This window comes from Novosphingobium aerophilum, assembly GCF_014230305.1.
GTDB classification, from domain to species: domain Bacteria; phylum Pseudomonadota; class Alphaproteobacteria; order Sphingomonadales; family Sphingomonadaceae; genus Novosphingobium; species Novosphingobium aerophilum.
The window spans coordinates 101,627-116,327 of record NZ_JACLAU010000005.1 but is presented as its reverse complement, the minus strand read 5'-3'; the positions used below and the strand labels follow the sequence as shown (position 1 = coordinate 116,327).

Annotated in this window: 13 protein-coding genes; 8 read left to right on the top strand and 5 right to left on the bottom strand. The window is 63.6% G+C overall.

Annotated elements, in window-relative coordinates; translation table 11 throughout:
* Window positions 1-500: 500 nt before the first annotated feature.
* The 4 genes from H7F49_RS05770 to folD all read left to right on the top strand — a co-directional run bounded on the left by H7F49_RS05770 (window position 501) and on the right by folD (window position 3,814).
* Window positions 501-2,078, top strand: a complete 1,578-nt coding sequence (locus H7F49_RS05770) for an FAD-binding oxidoreductase (RefSeq protein ID WP_185682618.1) — start codon at window positions 501-503, stop codon at window positions 2,076-2,078.
* On the top strand, window positions 2,075-2,494 hold the full coding sequence (locus H7F49_RS05765; protein WP_185682617.1) for a c-type cytochrome: 420 nt from the start codon (window positions 2,075-2,077) through the stop codon (window positions 2,492-2,494). The genes H7F49_RS05770 and H7F49_RS05765 overlap by 4 nt, the downstream gene beginning before the upstream one ends.
* Window positions 2,491-2,841, top strand: coding sequence for a hypothetical protein (locus tag H7F49_RS05760; protein ID WP_185682616.1), 351 nt, complete (start codon window positions 2,491-2,493; stop codon window positions 2,839-2,841). Before H7F49_RS05765 ends, H7F49_RS05760 begins: the two co-directional genes overlap by 4 nt.
* Before the next feature lie 91 nt (window positions 2,842-2,932).
* Window positions 2,933-3,814, top strand: coding sequence for a bifunctional methylenetetrahydrofolate dehydrogenase/methenyltetrahydrofolate cyclohydrolase FolD (folD, locus tag H7F49_RS05755; RefSeq protein ID WP_185682615.1), 882 nt, complete (start codon window positions 2,933-2,935; stop codon window positions 3,812-3,814).
* A gap of 107 nt (window positions 3,815-3,921) precedes the next feature.
* Here the strand turns inward: folD and H7F49_RS05750 are convergent, their stop codons facing one another.
* The 3 genes from H7F49_RS05750 to H7F49_RS05740 are packed head-to-tail and all read right to left on the bottom strand — an operon-like array spanning window position 3,922 to window position 5,547.
* Window positions 3,922-4,668: an SDR family oxidoreductase gene (locus tag H7F49_RS05750; RefSeq protein ID WP_235981920.1), complete on the bottom strand. Its 747-nt coding sequence runs from the start codon at window positions 4,666-4,668 to the stop codon at window positions 3,922-3,924.
* Between the two features lie 11 nt (window positions 4,669-4,679).
* A complete protein-coding gene (locus tag H7F49_RS05745; RefSeq protein WP_185682614.1) occupies window positions 4,680-5,138 on the bottom strand; it encodes a nuclear transport factor 2 family protein in 459 nt (152 codons plus the stop codon).
* A 19-nt stretch (window positions 5,139-5,157) separates the two neighbouring features.
* Window positions 5,158-5,547, bottom strand: coding sequence for a nuclear transport factor 2 family protein (locus H7F49_RS05740; RefSeq protein ID WP_185682613.1), 390 nt, complete (start codon window positions 5,545-5,547; stop codon window positions 5,158-5,160).
* A 195-nt stretch (window positions 5,548-5,742) separates the two neighbouring features.
* Here H7F49_RS05740 and H7F49_RS05735 point away from each other — a divergent pair, with 195 nt between their 5' ends.
* Both H7F49_RS05735 and H7F49_RS05730 read left to right on the top strand, forming a co-directional pair.
* Window positions 5,743-6,483, top strand: a complete 741-nt coding sequence (locus H7F49_RS05735) for a hypothetical protein (protein ID WP_235981918.1) — start codon at window positions 5,743-5,745, stop codon at window positions 6,481-6,483.
* A gap of 2 nt (window positions 6,484-6,485) precedes the next feature.
* Entirely contained in the window at window positions 6,486-8,684 is a 2,199-nt protein-coding gene (locus tag H7F49_RS05730; RefSeq protein WP_185682611.1) for a PQQ-dependent dehydrogenase, methanol/ethanol family, read from the top strand.
* Window positions 8,685-8,765: 81 nt separating this feature from the next.
* Here the strand turns inward: H7F49_RS05730 and H7F49_RS05725 are convergent, their stop codons facing one another.
* Both H7F49_RS05725 and H7F49_RS05720 read right to left on the bottom strand, forming a co-directional pair.
* Window positions 8,766-11,279, bottom strand: coding sequence for a TonB-dependent receptor (locus tag H7F49_RS05725; RefSeq protein ID WP_235981916.1), 2,514 nt, complete (start codon window positions 11,277-11,279; stop codon window positions 8,766-8,768).
* A gap of 42 nt (window positions 11,280-11,321) precedes the next feature.
* Window positions 11,322-12,449: a cobalamin-independent methionine synthase II family protein gene (locus H7F49_RS05720; RefSeq protein WP_185682610.1), complete on the bottom strand. Its 1,128-nt coding sequence runs from the start codon at window positions 12,447-12,449 to the stop codon at window positions 11,322-11,324.
* Window positions 12,450-12,554: 105 nt separating this feature from the next.
* Between H7F49_RS05720 and desA the strand changes: the two genes are divergently transcribed.
* Window positions 12,555-13,946, top strand: a complete 1,392-nt coding sequence (gene desA / locus H7F49_RS05715; protein ID WP_185682609.1) for a syringate O-demethylase — start codon at window positions 12,555-12,557, stop codon at window positions 13,944-13,946.
* A gap of 23 nt (window positions 13,947-13,969) precedes the next feature.
* Window positions 13,970-14,701, top strand: coding sequence for a nuclear transport factor 2 family protein (locus tag H7F49_RS05710; protein ID WP_185682608.1), 732 nt, complete (start codon window positions 13,970-13,972; stop codon window positions 14,699-14,701).

The window sequence follows — 14,701 nt, the reverse complement described above, 5'->3', positions numbered from 1 at the left end:
CACAGATACTGCCAGCAGCAAAAAGTGATACCAATCGCGTATGTTTCGTCGCCATGGGGGGGTCCCCTCTCCTGATAAGCCCTCTGCGGGACTGTTCTACCATTTGTTAGTAATACATACAGAAGTGACATTGGCAAGACCCGGCAAGCGGGATTCTGCGCGAACGTCCGATCGAGCCAGATTGTCGCCATGCGGTCGCGGCCACCGACCCAAGCTCCGCCGCCAAAGTCGCCGGATTTGCTGGCTCCAAGCCTGGAAATGGCCGCAAACCCGAGGTAACAGCCAAGTCTGCAGGTTGAGGCTCGGGCGCTGGCTCTAAGCGTTCAAGACGTGCAAGCGAGACAGGATGGGTGCGCATAAAGAGTCAGCGGCCGTCCCTGCCGAAGTGTGGCAAGCCGGTGCGCTGGCTCGCAAAAGACTGCCGCCCTGGCATTGACACAGAGCCGACTACACGGCACATTAATACTACCAAATGTTATAAAAGTCCGGGAGAAGCCAAGGTGCAATTGACCCTGCCGCCGCGCGTGTCGCCGGTGCGCTTCCAGGCCGCACTCAACGCCTTCGAAAAGGTCGTGGGCAAGAGCTGGGTGCTCGCCAGCGATGAGGATCGCGAGGCCTACTCCGACATCTATGCTCCGGGCTCTGCCGACGAATGGCCGGCATCGGCGGCGATAGCGCCGGGCAGCGTGGACGAAATCCAGGCCATCGTTCGACTGGCCAATGAGCACAAGGTGCCGCTTTGGCCGGTGTCTCGCGGCAAGAACCTGGGCTATGGCAGTGCCGCGCCGCGGATGCCGGGGACCGCGGTGCTGGATCTGGGCCGGTTGCAAAAGATCCTCGAGCTCGATCCGAAGCTAGCCTATTGCGTGGTCGAACCGGGGGTGAGCTTCTTCGACCTGTACGAGCACATCCAGCGCGAGCAGGCCCCGCTGTGGATGTCGGTTCCGGGCAATGCCTGGGGCTCGGTGCTGGGCAATGCCCTCGAACACGGGCTCGGCTATACTCCCTATGGACAGCATGCCCGCAACCTGTGCGGCTTGGAGGTGGTGCTGCCCGATGGCGAGCTGATGCGCACCGGCATGGGCGCCATGAAGGACAATCCCAGCTGGCACCTGTTTCCGATGAGCTATGGCCCGGACTGGACGCACATGTTCACCCAGTCGAACCTGGGCATCGTGAGCAAGGCCGGCGTCTGGCTTCAGCCAGCCCCAGAGACCAGCCTGCAGCTGACCTGGAACATCCCCGAAGAAGGCGACATCGGCTGGGTGGTCGACACGATTACCCCGCTCAAGCTGGCTGGTGTGATTGAGCAGAATGTGTTCATCCCGAGCTGGCTGGGCAAGATCGTGCTGCTGGGTCAGCGCAAGGACTTCTGGGACAAGGAAAGCGCGATGCCGGAATGGCGCGTGCAGGAGCTGCTCAAGGAACACAAACTCGGCTACTGGCAGGTCCAGATCCGTTTCTATGGGGATGAAGGGCTGAACAAGGCGCGCGCCGACGTGGTCAAGGCCGCGTTCAAGCGGCATCTCGACGCCCCGCCTCGCGAGGACTGGTGGCGTCAGGGGGACCCGGTCAACATGTTTGATCCCACGATGGGCGTGCCCACCGCGGTGCCCCTGCAGATGAGCGACTGGGTGGGCGGGCGCGGCGCACACATGGGCTTTTCGCCGGTCGTCCCGGCCACCGGCGCCCACGTGGTCGGCCAGCTCAAGCGCAGCCGCGCGATCATCGCCGCGCATGATGTCGATTTCTATGCAAGCTTCACGATCGCGGGACGATTTGCCACCAATATCAACATGCTGATGTACGATCGCGACAATACCGCCCAAGTCGCCAACATGCGCAAGCTGTTCGACGCATTGATCGCCGAGACGGCCCTGGCCGGCTACGGCGAGTACCGAACTCACCTGGGCTGGATGGACAAGGTCAATGACACCTACAACTTCAACGGGGCGGCCCAGCGCCGTTTGAATGAAACGGTCAAGGATGCGATCGACCCCAACGGCATCATTGCTCCGGGCAAGCAGGGCGTATGGCCCGCGGCCTACCGCGGCGCTAGCAAGGGAGGACGGGCATGAGGCGGTTGGAGATCATGGCCCTGGTGGCAACAATGGTGGCCGGCAGCGGTGCCGCCGTGCTGGCGCAAGGACCCGCCGGTGGTCCGCCCCCGCCTCCGCCCTATCAGACCCGGGCGCAAATGCCCCCCGGCGATCGGGTCGCCGCCGGGCGCAATGGCGCAGCCCTGTTTTCCAACCGCTGCGGGGTGTGCCACCTGGCTGGCGGTATGGGCACCAATCTGCTCACCAAGCAGCGCCTGGCTGCCGGATTTGCGCCGGACAGCGCCCTGCTCGCCAACCGCACGGACCTGACCCGGGGCTATGTGAAAGCGGTGGTCCGCAACGGCAAGATGGCCATGCCGCGACTGTCGCGGGTCGAAGTGACCGATGCCGAACTCGATGCGATTGCCCGCTATCTCGGAAAGGCCGGCGAATGAGGCTCGACCGACGCAAATTCGTCAAGGCCAGCGCGGCCGTGTCGGCGCTGTCGGGCCTTGGCGCCACCGCCCGGGCAGCGACCCAGGCTCCGGCGCTGGTCATCTACGACAGCCGTTTGTCAGAGAGCTGCGCCTTCGCGGATCGGCACGGGGCGCTCAAGTTCGACATCGCCGCAGAGCACGGCCAGCTATGGCGCGGTATGCGCTCTGGACTGCCGGCAGGGCGTGTGATCGGCCTGACCCGGTGGAGCGATCTCGTGATTGTGCGAGGCTATGCCGGCGAACAGGGCAAGCGGCTGCGCCATCATCGCAAGCTTGGCCGCTTGTTCGTCTGGGAACTGGTCTGAAGACACGCCGAAGCGGCCAACGCTGGGCTTGCAAGGCTGCAGCACTCAGCCTATATCGTATGTGTTGCATACAATATAGGTGACCCACGTCATGACCGCACGCCTAATCGACGGACGGATGCTTTCCCATCGCCTGCGCGCCAACATGGCCCGGCGCATCGCGGTGCTTGCGGAAACCGGCGTCACCCCTGGCCTGGCGGTTCTGCTGGTCGGGGAGGATCCGGCCAGTGCGGTCTATGTTGGGCGCAAGATCAAGGCCTGCGCCAGCGTTGGCATCCGCAGCCATACGGAGCGCTATCCGGCCACGATCACCACTGAGGCGCTGCTGGCCCGCATCACCGAGTTGAACGCTGCCGAACACATCCACGGGATCCTGTTGCAACTGCCGCTGCCGGCGCATGTCGACATGGCCCGGGTGCTCGAGACCATTGCCGTCGCCAAGGATGTCGACGGCTTTCATCTTTACAATGTTGGAGGGCTGGTGACCGGCCACACGGTGTTTTCGCCCTGCACGCCCTATGGCGTGATGAAACTGCTGGAGAGCGAAGCGATACCGATTGCCGGACAAAACGTCGTCGTGGTCGGCGCCAGCAACATCGTTGGCAAGCCCATGGCGCTGATGCTGATGGCGGCCGGCGCGACCGTATCGATCTGCCATGCCGGGACCCGCGATTTGGCTCAATACACGATCATGGCCGACATCCTCGTCGTCGCGGCCGGCGTCCCCGGCCTGATCCTGCCGCAAATGGTAAAGCGTGGCGCGGTGGTGATCGATGTCGGCATTAACCGGCTGGCCGATGGCCGGATCACCGGAGACGTCGATTTCGCCGGGGTCTCGGCCAGGGCCAGCGCGATCACCCCGGTCCCGGGCGGGGTCGGCCCGATGACGGTGACGATGTTGTTGGAAAACACCATCATGTCAGCTGAACGGAGGCACGGCCTGATCCCGGATCCTCGCTGCATTGCCGCCTGACCTGGGGCTGTTGCCGGGCAGCCGCAACTGCCGCGAGCCTTCGTTCCAGGGAAATTGAAACAGCCGGGGAGCGGGCAAGCGCCGTTTCCACCCAAGTGGACATGGGATCAGAGCAATTCGACGCACCCCCCGTCGACGTAGAGATCCACGCCGTTGATGAAGCTGGCCTCGGCGCTGGCGAGGAACACGATGGCTCGGGCTACCTCCTCACTCTGGCCCATGCGGCCAAGCGGCACGACCCCGGTCAGCAGTTCGCGCATCTGCGCGATGTCCTGTTCCGAGGCGCCGCGTTTGAATATCTCGGTATCGGTTGGCCCTGGTGAAACCACGTTCACCCGGATTTTCCGGGGCAGCAGTTCCTTGCCCAGGATCCGGGCCATGGCCCGCACACCGGCCTTGGCCGCCGCATAGACAACATTGCCGGGCACGGCGCTGACCGACCCGATCGAACCGGTGATGACGATCGCGCCACCGTCGCGCAACAGCGGAAGGGCCTGCTGAATGGCGAAAAAGGCCCCGCGCAGATTGACCGAATGAACGTCATCCCAAAATGCCTCGGTGACCTGGGGCACCATGGCGAAGCCGCCAACCCCGGCATTGACGCACAGCACATCGATCCCGCCCAGCGCGGCTTCGACCTCGGCCAGCGCCGCTTTCATTTCGGTCAGACTGGCCATGTCGGCGCGGATTGCCAGGGCCTCGAGTTCCTCTGCCACCGCCAACAGGCTCTCGCGATTGCGCCCGGTGACCGCCAGCTTGGCACCCTCCGCCCGAAACTGCCGTGCGGCGGCCAGACCGATCCCGGTGGTGCCGCCCAGGACCATCACGCAGCGCTCCGCGAACCGGCTCGTCAAGACCGCCAAGCTCAGAACATCCCGTTGCTGTTGGCAGCCTGCTCGGGCACCGGCTGCAGCACATCCCAATGTTCCATCACCCGGCAGCCCTCGACCCGCAGGATGTCGACCACGGCGGAGCCATTGTCACCCTCTTTCATCCAGACCTGGCTGTGCACCGCCACCAAGTTGCCATCGGCAATGATCCGATGGATTTTGGCCCGGTAGCCGGGATTCTGTTCAACGAACCCGGTAAGGAAAGCCACCGCCGCCGCTCGCCCCGTGGCAGCATAGGGGTTGTGCTGGATGTAGCCGGGATCGACCCAGCGCTCGAAGGCACTGCGCACCTGCTTGCGGGTATAGAATTCATCCATAAACCGGGTCACGACCTGCTTGGGCGTCAGCCGACAACCCGCAGCCTTGGGCGCGGCCGCGGCGGGTGAGCTCAGCGCGGCAACAAGCGCAGCGGTTGCGATCAGGATTTGGCGCATCATCGGCTCCTCGTAAGGATCAGAACATCGGAATGGGGTTGACCGGATCGCCCGGAACCTCCTGGATCACATCCCAGTGTTCAACGATCATGCCATCGGCGCAGCGGAACAGGTCTACCACCGCCAACCCTGGATCGCCTGGCCAGCGAACCACATGGAGGTGGACGGCCACCAGATCGCCATCTGCCAGCACGCGGTGGATGGTCTGGACCGCGTCTGGCGATTCAACCCTGACGCGGTCAAGGAAGGCCTTCAGCGCCGCGATTGTGGGCTCGGCAAGCGAAGAATGCTGGACGTAATCCGGCGCGATGAAATCGTCGACCCGGGCGCTGTCCATCGGGATCAGCACGGCATGATACATCGCCAGAACGAGCGCGCGGTTCGTCTGCTCGATGGTCGTTCCAGTCATTGTCCTGCCCCGGACTATTGTAACATATGGTAAGGTATGCGACAGTTTCCCCAAGCGGTAAAGCGGATAAGGGAGTGAGCAGTGGAGAGGTCGGCGCTGTACGCTGTGCTGGATGGATACCTGGCAGCCCTCACGGCCCGGGATCCGGGTATGCTGTCTTGGGCGCCCGGCGCGCATACCTCTGAAAACAATGTGATGCTGGCCGTGGGCGACGGTCTTTGGGGCACGATTGACCGGCTCGGCGACTATCGCCTGCGCTTTGCCGACACCCGCACCGGTCAGGTCGGCTACTTTGGCACGGTGATCGAACCACTTGAAGAATCAGCCTTCACGCTGCGGCTGCAGGTCAACTCAGCGGGGGAGATCTGCGAAGCGGAAACGGTCGTCGTCCGCCAATCGGATTCGGGGATCAAGTTCGAAAATCCGGCCTACTGGGACAAACCGATCCTCAACGCCGATGCCGCCGCACCGGTCGCTCGGGCTGAGATGGTCCGTTTGTCCAACGGCTATTTCGACACGCTGCAGCTTAACGATGGCACGATCCACACCCGCTTCCATCCTGACTGCAACCGCGTGGAAAACGGTGTCCAGACCACCAACAATCCTGAATTCGGCAAGATCGTGCCCGTCTCCGAGCTGGGCTGCGAGGCGCAGTTCCGCATGGGCAACTATCGCTATGACGACGAACTGCGCGCGCGCCGCTTTCCTCTGGTGGACGAAGAGCGCGGGCTGGTCCTGGCCTTTGGCTTCATCGACCATTCCGGCCGGCTCGACCGCTATCAGCTGACCGACGGACGCTGGGTCAGCTCGCCAGTGCGACGCCCGCACAGCTTCTACATCGCCGAGCTGTTCAAGATCGATCACGGCATGATCTGCCAGATCGAGGCCAACTTCATCACCGTGCCCTATCGCATGCCCAGCCCTTGGGACCGCTGATGATGTCGCGCCGTACTCGTTTCCTTGCCGGCGTTCTGGCACTGGCCCTGACCGCCGCCGGCTGCCGCCCGGCCGCGCCTCCTGCCCAGCAAGCGATTGCCGCCGACAACTGGACCAACCCCGGCGGCGATGCCGGGAAGACCCACCATTCGGCGCTGACCGACATCACCCCGGCCAATGTCGCCACGCTCGGCCTGGCCTGGCAGGCTGACCTCGGCACCAACCGGGTCCTGGAAGCCACGCCGGTGGTGGTCGATGGCAAGATGTACACGTCCGGCGTGGCGGGCCGCGCCTATGCCTATGATGCCGCGACCGGGCAGGAGCTCTGGCGGTTCGAACCAACCATCGAGATGCAGGTGAACCGCACCGTCTGCTGCGACATGGCCAATCGCGGCGTCGCGGTGGCGAATGGCAAGGTCTATGTCGCCACGCTCGATGCCCAGCTTTATGCGCTGGATGCAAAGACCGGGAAAGTGGTCTGGCAGGCCGATACGCGCGAGGACAAGGCCCGCGGGATCAGTTCGACCGGCGCACCCGAAGTGGCTGGCAATGTGGTGCTCATCGGCAACGGCGGCGCCGAATATGGCGTGCGCGGCTATGTGTCCGCGTTTGATCTTGCCACCGGCAAACTGGTCTGGCGCTTTCATACCGTTCCACGCGATCCGAAACTGGGTCCCCAGGATCATCCCGATCTGGAGGCGGCGCTGCCGACCTGGGACCGCGCCAGTCGCTGGGATCTGGGCGGAGGCGGCACTCCGTGGGATGCGATCAACTATGACCCCGAAACCGGGCTGGTGCTGATCGGGACCGGCAACGGCGGACCCTACGCGATCGCGCAGCGTTCGCCCACTGGCGGCACCAACCTCTATCTGTCGTCACTCGTCGCGCTCGATGCGAAATCGGGGCGGGTGAAGTGGCACTACCAGGAGACCCCGGGCGACAGCTGGGACTTTACCGCGACAGCCCCGATGATCCTGACCCGGCTCAGCATCGATGGCCAGGACCGCCCGGTGGTGCTCCATGCACCGAAGAACGGCTACCTCTATGTGATCGATCGACGCGATGGCACCCTGCTCCGCGCCAACCCGATCGTTCGGGTCAACTGGTCGCGCGGGATCGACCCGAAAACCGGCGTACCGATCATCGACCGCGCCGCTGCGGACTTTACCGCCGGGCCCAAGATAATCTTTCCCGGGACCCCCGGAGCGCGCAACTGGTTCCCAGCAAGTTATGATCCGGCAAGCGGGCTCTATATCGGTTCGGTGCTGGACATGGGCAATCTGATGTTCGTCCAGCCGGGTCCGCTGCGGCCCCGACCCCGGTCGCTGAACACAGGCGCCGCCCTGATCTTCACCCCGCAATTGGCAGAAGCCCTGCCAACGCTGCCCCCGGCCCTCGCAGGCATGGTCAAGGCCCTCCCCGCCTGGCGCGAGGTGCTGGCCAATCCCGGCACGAGCGAGATGCGCGCTATCGATCCGCTGACCGGCCGCACCGTATGGACCCAGCCGATGGCCGGCTGGCAGGATCGCGGCGGGACATTGACGACAGGCAGCGGCCTGCTGGTGCACGGCACCCTGGCCGGGCAACTGGTGGTGCGCGAGAGCCGGACGGGCAAGGTGCTCAAGACGATCGAGACCGGCAGCTCGATCCTGGCTGCCCCGATGACCTATCGTGTGAACGGCGTGCAATACATCGCGGTGATGGCGGCCTGGGGGGGCGGCGGCTTCCCCTATGTCCCACGCTATGCCGCCGCCTATCAGCGCGCAAACCTGGGCCGCCTTCTGGTGTTCAAGCTGGGCGGCGGACCGGTCAGTCCGCCTCCCGCCCTGCCCCCGCTCGAGGTTGCGCCGCCGCCGCCAGCGCAGGCCCCCGGCGTGACTCCCATGACGATCGCGGCCGGCAGGGGTCTGTTCTTCGGCAACTGCGCGATCTGCCATTCGAACCAGCACCGCGCGATCACCCCGGACCTGCGCCGGATGCAGCCGGGAACCCACGAGGCTTTCACCGAGATCGTGCTCAAGGGCCTGCTTCTGCAAGGCGGGATGCCCCGCTGGGATGACGTGCTTAGCCCGGCCGACGCCGCCGCAATCCATGCATACCTGATCGACGCCCAGGCCAAGACCCGGGCGGAAGAGCTGGAAAAGCGCAAACGTGGCCTACCGCTAGACGCTCCGAGCCTGGCGATCCTGTCGAACTACTGAGCTCGAAAGCAAAACAAAAACCCCCGGGATTGCTCCCGGGGGTTCCTGCAAGCGATGGCCTGGGCGATGGCCTGGCGGCGCTCAGAAGGTGCGCTTGACCGTCAGTGCCCAGGTGCGCGGCAGGCCCGGCTGGCCCGTGATCGCACCAAAGGGGATCGCGCCGTCTTCAATGGTCTGGAAATAGTACTTGTTGAAGACGTTCTGGACTTCGCCGGCGATCTGCCAGCCCTTGTCGGCAGAGGTGTAGCTCAGCCGCACATTGCCAAGGAACCGCCCGTCAACAAGGTTTGTCGGCGCATTGAACGCATCCGAAAACACCGAGGACTGATAGGCACCGTCAAACCGCGCGCTGACCACGGCTTGCGAGGACAGCGTGTAGTCATACTGCGCGCCCACGCTCCAGTTCCACTCCGGGGTATAGGGCGTCCGGTTTGTCAGCGGCAAGCCGGTCGTGCCGGTGTCCGTGAACTGGAAATTGAGGTAGCTCACCGAACCGTCAAGCGTCAGGCCATCGACCGGACGGATCGTGGTTTCGGCTTCGAAACCCCAGACGTCGGCCTTGCCCGCGTTGGCCGGCCGAAGGCACGGCGCGCCCGGGCAGCGCGACAGCGTCAGGATGATGTTGTCGTACTTGTTGAAAAACACCGAGGCGTTGAGGCGCAGCCTGCGATCGAACAGGTCGGTCTTGATGCCCGCTTCATACGTGGTCAGCGTTTCAGGATTGAACGGCTTCACCTGATTGCAAGGCGCGGCCACACCAGGGGGCAAGGCCGAGCATTCGCCCGCCGACGGGCCGAAGAACGGCCGCGGGTTGACGCCACCAGCCTTGAAGCCAGTGGCGACCGAGGCATATGCGAACACTTCCGGGCTGATCCGGTAGTCGGTCTCGATGCGCCAGTCGGTACGCTGGCCCTTGAACTGCGCGGTCACGTTGTTGAGCCCGAGCAGAAGGCAATTCGGCGAGTTGCCGACGCCCGTCGGGCCAGCTGTGGGCGCTCCCAGGAAGAACTGGCAGGGCCCAGGCCCCGGCACGGTGAGGTCCGGATTCCGGCGGAAGTAGGTATAGTCCTTCTGATCCCAGGTGTGGCGGATGCCGCCGGTGAAACCCCAGGCATCGGTCACATGGAAGGTGCCGTTGAAGAAGACAGCCTTCGAGGTCGCCGGGGTGCTGTCCGGACCGTGGATGAAGTCGAGGCCCGCATAGTTCAGGTCGACACGGGCATTGTACGTGCCGTTGCCGTCGAAGTAGAAGCCGCCGACCGTGTATTCGATCCGCTTGTCCAGGAAGCTGCCATTGAGCCGCAGTTCCTGGCTCCACGCACGATGGCGCAACGTGTTCTCCAACTGCGCCACCGGCACGGGCGAACCGTCCTGATCGAAGGCAAACTGCATCTTGTAACGGCGGAACGAGGAAATCCACGTCGCACTCAGGTTGTGTGCCAGCTTGGCGGTCACATTGCCCGTCAGGCCCCAGCCATCGAAGTTCTGGCGGTTCTGCGCGGCAAAAGGCTTGAATGGCGCCTGCGTGGTTGGCGTGCGGGCATCGAGGAAGTTCGCATAGTTGATAAAGCGCGAATCATAACCCGCCGGCACCGTGCCGCAGCTTGCCTGGAAACGCGTGGTTGTCGGCACAAAGTTGCAATTGAACGGAACAGCCGCCCCGTTCTTCCCAGCCAGCCAGGGTATCCCCTCAGGCGTGGTGGCAGGGCTGTTGGCATAGAGCAGCACCTGCGCACCGGCCTCGTTGCGCTCACGCGTGTAATCGCCCGCGAGATTGACCTCGATATCAGGCGTTGCTTCCCAACGCAGCGCTACCCGCCCGGCTGAGAACGACCGCCCGCCCAGTGTTCCGCGCTCGATCCCGTCGCCGGCATTGGTGTTGGCCCGTACATTGGAATTGGGGTTGGCCAGGCCATAGTCGAGCAGCGTGATAAAGCCGTCCTGGCTCTTGGTCGCCCCGGAGATGCGCGCAAAGAGGTTATTGGTGATCTTGAAATCGGCCATGCCACGCACGTCGAGCCGATTGTAGGCACCGTAGGTCGCCTGCAGTGAACCACCGCCTTCGCCCGTGGGCTTCTTGCTGAACAGCTTGATCGAACCGCCGATCGAGTTGCGCCCGGCAAGCGTGCCCTGCGGCCCGCGCAGCACTTCGACCCGCTCCAGATCCATCAGGTCGAGCAGCGAGCTCGACAGGGTGGGGATATAGACGTCGTCGACGTAAATGCCGACGCCGGGCTCAAGCGCGTAGTTGAAGTCGGTCTGGCCGATGCCGCGAATGAACGCGATGAGGCCGATACCGCCGCTCTGCGGCTGGGCGCGCAGCACCACGTTCGGCGCCTGCGCCGCGATCTGCGAAATGTCGGTGTGTCCACGCGCTTCAAGAGTCGCGGCGTTCACAGCCGTGATGGCAAGCGGAGTATCCTGCAGCTTCTGCGCGCGGAACTGCGCAGTAACAATGATTTCGGAGGCATCGTCTTTGCTGGTGCCATCAGCAGCCGGTTGGTCAGATGCCGCTTGAGCAAAGACCGGTGTAATCGGCACAGCCAGAGCCAGGCCTGTGCTCGCCAACAAACGCGCCATGGTCAGGTTTTTCATGATTCACTCCCACGTTGTTTTTGATGGTATTTTATCTATTTATTACAGTCTGTTATCTGCAATCTCAGCCCCCTCTCTCAAGGCCCGCAGCTTCTTCCAGGTCACCAGCGGATCGAGCTTGCCGTAGCCAGCGAACGTGCCGAAGCCGCAGTCGGTCGAAGCGATGACGCGGTCTTTGCCGACGATCCCGGCGTAGCGCTCGATGCGCTGGGCGATCAGTTCGGGGTGCTCGATGTAGTTCGAGCAGGTGTCGATCACCCCCGGGGCCAACTGTTTGTGCGAGGGGATCGGCGCATCGGCCCAGACCTTCCATTCGTGCTCGTGGCGCGGATTGGCAGCCTCGAACAGGATCGTGCCGGGCCGTGCCCCCAGCACGATGTCGATCACCCGCTCGAGCGGGATATCGTGATCGTGCGGACCCTCGTAATTGCCCCAGCACACGTGCATGCGCATCTTTTCGGGCGGGATGTTTGCGGTCGCGGCGTTGAGCGCCTCGACATTGGCGGCGGCCACCTTGAGGAATTCCGCCTCGGACAGGTCCTGATAGCCTGTGTGGCGCGACATCGCGAGATCGGGGCAATCGAGCTGGAGCAGAAAGCCCTCGTTGACGATCGTTTCATACTCCTCGCGCATCGCATCCACCAGCGCAGCGAGGTAGGCTTCGTGGCTGGGGTAGAACCGGTTCACCTGAAACGCGGTGATCAGACCGGGCGATGCTGCATTCATGAAAGCGCGGGTCTCGCTGGCCGCGTGGTTCGCCAGCGCCGCCTTGAAGCGGCGGATGTCATCGTGCAGCGGCTCCAGCGAGACCAGCTCGACCTCGCCGATGCAGCTCGCCCGAACGAATTCCTGGCTGCCCATGATCGCCGAGAGCTTTTTCGTCAGCTCGGGCACTTCGGCAAGGTCAGCCGCGGTCTTGCGGTCGATATGGCCACCAAACCCGGAAAGCCGCTCGATCATGTAAGTCGAATAGCCGACCTTGCCGAGTTCACCGTCCGAAACGGTGGTCACCCCCGATTGGACTTGTTTGGCCACCCCCGCATCGACCGCCGCCGCAACGACCTGGTCAAACGCCTCGGCATCATAAGGCTTGCCGGCGTCACGGGCGAGCAAAAGAGGGGTCAGCTCGTCGCCGCGCGGCAGACTGCCAACGTGGGTTGTTTCGATCATGGCCTCATCTCCCCTCTTGCAATTAGTATTTGTTACATACAAACTCCAATCGACGCGGCATGCAAGAGCAAATCGCTGCCGGGCATATTTTTGAGAGAGGCTGTCATGACCATTTCGCTAGAATCCATCCTTGCCGACGCGGGCGACACGGTCACCTTCCTGCGCAACCAGCAGGTCGGGCCTAATGTCTATCCCGGCGTGCCCGGTGAATTCTCCAACTGGCGGGACGAACAGCGGGCCTGGAACGAGACCTGCGTGCTGTTCAACCAGTCTTACCACATGGCCGAACTGATGGTCGAAGGACCGGGCGCCTTTGCCTTCCTCAACGGACTGGGGATCAACTCCTTCAAGGGGTTTGTCCCCAACAAGGCCAAGCAGTTCGTGCCGGTGACGCATTACGGCCACGTGATTGGCGACGTGATCCTGTTCTATCTGGCCGAAAACACCTTCAACCTGGTCGGCCGTGCGCCGACGCTCAACTGGCTGATGTTCCATGGAGAGGGGCGCAGCGACGTGACGCTGACCTATGACGAGCGCACCGCCGCCCGCCCCGATCCGGAAAACCGCCGCCACTACCGCTACCAGATCCAGGGCCCCAACTCGGCCAAGGTGATCGAGGCCGCCACCGGCCAGCCTGCACCCGATCTCAAATTCTTCAACATGTGCTGGATGGAAATCGGCGGCAAGCAGGTCCACGCGCTGCGTCATGGCATGGCCGGCCAGCCGGGTTACGAACTGATGGGCCCCTGGGCGGATCGTGATGCGGTCCACGCCGCGCTGGTCGAAGCCGGCAAGGCCCATGGCCTCACGCTGGTTGGCGGGCGGACCTATTCGTCGAACACGCTAGAATCGGGCTGGATCCCCTCCCCGCTTCCCGGCATCTACACCGGCGATCTGCTCAAGCCCTATCGCGAGTGGCTTTCGGCCAACCATTACGAATCGCGCTGCTCGGTCGGTGGCAGCTATGTGCCGGGCAGCGTCGAGGGCTATTACCTGACGCCGTGGGACCTCGGCTATGGACCCTTCGTCAAGTTCGACCATGACTTCATCGGCCGCGAGGCGCTGGAGAGAATCGCCGCTGGCCCGCACCGCCAAAAGGTGACCCTGGCCCTCGACGACGGTTCGGTCGCCGATGTGCTCTACGGGATGTTCGGCAAAGACGGACTGCGTCCCAAGTTCATGGAATTTCCCAGCGCGGTCTATTCGATGCACCCGTTTGACCGGGTCGAAAAGGATGGCGCGCTGGTCGGCCTGTCGACCTGGATCGGCTACACCGCGAACGAGGGTAAGATCCTGACCCTGGCGATGGTTGATCCCAGCGTCGCCGTTCCCGGCACCGAAGTCGATTTCATCTGGGGCGAGCCCGATGGCGGCACCACCAAGCCCACGGTCGAAAAGCACCGGCAGGTCACGATCAAGGCCGTGGTCGCTTCGGTGCCCTATTCAGAGGTCGCCCGCACCGCGTACGCCCCCAGCTGGCGCAACAAGCCCGACTGAAACCATAACAAACGGAGAGGCCCATGTCAGACACTGCAAATCTCGAAGCCCGCGTCGCGCGGCTCGAGCATGAACTGGCGATCCAGCAGGATATCCACCAGATCCGACGGATCCAGTACACCTACGGCTATTTCATCGACAAATCGCAGTACAACGAAACGGTCGACCTGTTCTCGGAAGACGGCGAAGTCTGGTTCATGGGCGGCAAGTTCCTCGGCAAGGCTGGGGTGCGGCGGCTCTACATCGATTATTTCCAGGCCCGCTTCACCAATGGTCACAACGGCCCGCGCTATGGCTGGCTGCTCGATCATCCGCAGCTGCAGATGGTGATCGACGTTGCTCCGGACCGCATGTCGGCCACCGTGCGCGGCCGCTCGATGATGCAGGCCGGCTTGCACGAAACCGCCGAGGGCGATCAGCGCGCCTGGTGGGAAGGCGGGCTTTACGACAACCGCTATGTGCGTGAGGCCAATGCCAAGGGTGAGCTGGTGTGGAAGATCCAGCGCCTGGGCTATTTCCCGTTCTGGCATGGCACCTTCCAGGATGGCTGGGCCAAGACCCCGATCGATTTCATCCCGCCCTATGACGAAAGCCGGCTTTACCCGGCCAATCCGTTCGGGCCGGACGAGCTCGTCCAGCCCGTCCCGCGGCTCTGGCCGGCGACCGACATCCTGCCCTTCCCCTATGCGCATCCGGTCACCGGCGAGCCGATCGTGGTCGACAACGCCAGGGCCCGCGAAGGCTTCAAGGACTGA

What these genes read in the sequence shown, in the direction of transcription:
- H7F49_RS05765 (WP_185682617.1), top strand. Translation starts at nt 2,075, where the DNA reads ATGAGGCGGTTGGAGATCATGGCCCTGGTGGCAACAATGGTGGCCGGC.
- H7F49_RS05760 (WP_185682616.1), top strand. Translation starts at nt 2,491, where the DNA reads ATGAGGCTCGACCGACGCAAATTCGTCAAGGCCAGCGCGGCCGTGTCG.
- folD (WP_185682615.1), top strand. Translation starts at nt 2,933, where the DNA reads ATGACCGCACGCCTAATCGACGGACGGATGCTTTCCCATCGCCTGCGC.
- H7F49_RS05745 (WP_185682614.1), bottom strand. Translation starts at nt 5,138, where the DNA reads ATGCGCCAAATCCTGATCGCAACCGCTGCGCTTGTTGCCGCGCTGAGC.
- H7F49_RS05740 (WP_185682613.1), bottom strand. Translation starts at nt 5,547, where the DNA reads ATGACTGGAACGACCATCGAGCAGACGAACCGCGCGCTCGTTCTGGCG.
- H7F49_RS05735 (WP_235981918.1), top strand. Translation starts at nt 5,743, where the DNA reads ATGCTGGCCGTGGGCGACGGTCTTTGGGGCACGATTGACCGGCTCGGC.
- H7F49_RS05730 (WP_185682611.1), top strand. Translation starts at nt 6,486, where the DNA reads ATGTCGCGCCGTACTCGTTTCCTTGCCGGCGTTCTGGCACTGGCCCTG.
- H7F49_RS05725 (WP_235981916.1), bottom strand. Translation starts at nt 11,279, where the DNA reads ATGAAAAACCTGACCATGGCGCGTTTGTTGGCGAGCACAGGCCTGGCT.
- H7F49_RS05720 (WP_185682610.1), bottom strand. Translation starts at nt 12,449, where the DNA reads ATGATCGAAACAACCCACGTTGGCAGTCTGCCGCGCGGCGACGAGCTG.
- desA (WP_185682609.1), top strand. Translation starts at nt 12,555, where the DNA reads ATGACCATTTCGCTAGAATCCATCCTTGCCGACGCGGGCGACACGGTC.
- H7F49_RS05710 (WP_185682608.1), top strand. Translation starts at nt 13,970, where the DNA reads ATGTCAGACACTGCAAATCTCGAAGCCCGCGTCGCGCGGCTCGAGCAT.